The 1946-nt window shown below is 73.6% G+C and carries 1 protein-coding gene and 1 pseudogene; both read left to right on the top strand.

The window, feature by feature from the left end:
- The first annotated feature begins 193 nt into the window (after window positions 1–193).
- Window positions 194–1666 (top strand): GGDEF domain-containing protein, encoded by a 1473-nt coding sequence (locus AB0C29_RS46010; RefSeq protein ID WP_360834354.1) that lies wholly within the window; start codon window positions 194–196, stop codon window positions 1664–1666.
- 95 nt (window positions 1667–1761) lie between these two features.
- Window positions 1762–1946 (top strand): annotated as a pseudogene (locus tag AB0C29_RS46015) (hypothetical protein); the annotation flags it as partial.

A 1946-nucleotide genomic window follows, 5' to 3' on the forward strand; every position in this document is an offset into this window, starting at 1 on the left:
CTCGACCGGTACGGCGGCAGCCCCGTCCCGGTCGCGCTGGATCACCCCCGGGGCGAGCGCCGCGGCGACGTCAGCGGCGGCGGCGAGGGCGGCGTCATGCGAATCGATAGTCGGCACCGCCCGATCGTAGGTGCAACCGCACGGCACCGGGACAGCTCCCGGGCCGGCACCGCGGCCGGGTTGTGCTGGACGGATGACGAGTGGCCGCACCTGGAAGCTCTACGCCGCCGCGATGGCGCTGGCCATCGCCGGCTACCAGCTGATCCCCGAGAACGGCTGGTGGGAGAGCACCTGGGAAGTCGCCATCGGGTACGCGGGCACAGCCGCCATCCTGCTGGGCGTACGCCGGCTGCCGCTGGCCGACCGGCTGCCCTGGTGGTGCTTCGCCGCCGGTGTCTTCAGCAACGCCACCGGCATCGGCGTCGCCATCTACAGCGACCAGGTGCTGGGCTGGAGCGACATGCCCACCCCGTCCGACCCGTTCTTCCTGGGCCTCTACCCGGCCTGCGCGCTCGGCCTGGCCCTGCTGATCCGCCGCCGCGACCGGCGGCGCAACTGGACCGCGATGGTCGACGCCACCACCATCACCACCGGCCTGGGCCTGCTCGCCTGGGTGTACGTGATCCACCCGGCCGCCCAGGACGCGGACATGTCGGTGCTGGGGCGCACGGTGCAGGTCGCGTACCCGGTCGGGGATCTGCTGCTGCTGGCGATGATGACCCGGCTGTTGCGCACCGGCGGCAGCCGCGGCGCGCCGTTCTGGTGGATCACCGGCTCGCTGGCCGCGTTCCTGATCGGTGACACCGCCTGGGTGCTGCTGGGCAACCTCGGCGACTTCGGCGTGCACCTGGAGGAGGTGCTGTGGTTCCGCCGGGGCCTGGACGAGGTGTTCCTGGTCGCGTTCACCCTGTTCGGCATCGCCGCGCTGCACTCCGGCGCGCGGGAGCTGGGCGTCACCGCGGCGCCGCAGCCGCCGCGGCTGGGCAAGCTGCAGCTGGTCGTGCTGACCACCACGTCGCTGATCGCCCCGGCGATCCTGGCCACCCAGCTCTACCACGGCGGGGTCAAGGACGGCCTGGCCATCGTGATCGGCTGCACGGCGCTGTTCCTGCTGGTCGTCACCCGGATGGCGCAGCTGGTCCGGCAGGTGGAGCTGCAGACCCGGCAGGTCCGGGAGCTGTCCCGCACCGACGAGCTGACCGGGCTGCCGAACCGGCGCGCCTGGAACGACGAGCTCCCCCGGGCCCTGGAGCACGCCCGCCGCGACGGCGCCCCGCTGGCGGTGGCGCTGCTCGACCTCGACCACTTCAAGAAGTTCAACGACAGCTACGGCCACCCGGCCGGGGACCGGCTGCTCAAGGAGGCGAGCGCGGCCTGGCACGGCGCGCTGCGTCAGGGCGACACGGTGGCCCGCTGGGGCGGCGAGGAGTTCGTGGTCCTGCTGCCGGGCGCCGACGCCGACGTGGCCCGCGAGGTGCTCAGCCGGGCCCTGGCGCGTACGCCGCTGGGTCAGACCTTCTCGGCGGGCGTCGCCCAGTGGGACGGCACCGAGACCTCGGAGGACCTGCTCCAGCGGGCCGACGCCGGCCTGTACGCGGCCAAGGCGGCCGGCCGCAACCAGATCGCCGCCGCGTCGTCACGTGAACATATGCGCAGCTCAGCATAGGGTTGTCCACGCCGTTGCGGGATGCCCGGACGCCGGGCCGGGTCGGTATGGTGGGCGGCGGCCGACCGACCCACCCGCCATCCGGAGTGACCACTGTGACCGCACCCGAGGACGTCACCGACCGGCGCGACGCCGCGCCGGGTGACGACATCGACCGGACTTCGGCACCGCCCGCACCACCGGACGCCCCGGCGCCCGGCCGCCGGATCGGCTCGATCGAGATCCTGGCCGGGCTGCTGGTGCTGCTCGTGGTCTTCCGCAACCCGCTGGCCGCCCTCGT

Origin of the sequence: Actinoplanes sp. NPDC048791, from assembly GCF_040650095.1 — a bacterium.
Classification (GTDB): domain Bacteria; phylum Actinomycetota; class Actinomycetes; order Mycobacteriales; family Micromonosporaceae; genus Actinoplanes.

What these genes read in the sequence shown, in the direction of transcription:
- AB0C29_RS46010 (WP_360834354.1), top strand. Translation starts at nt 194, where the DNA reads ATGACGAGTGGCCGCACCTGGAAGCTCTACGCCGCCGCGATGGCGCTG.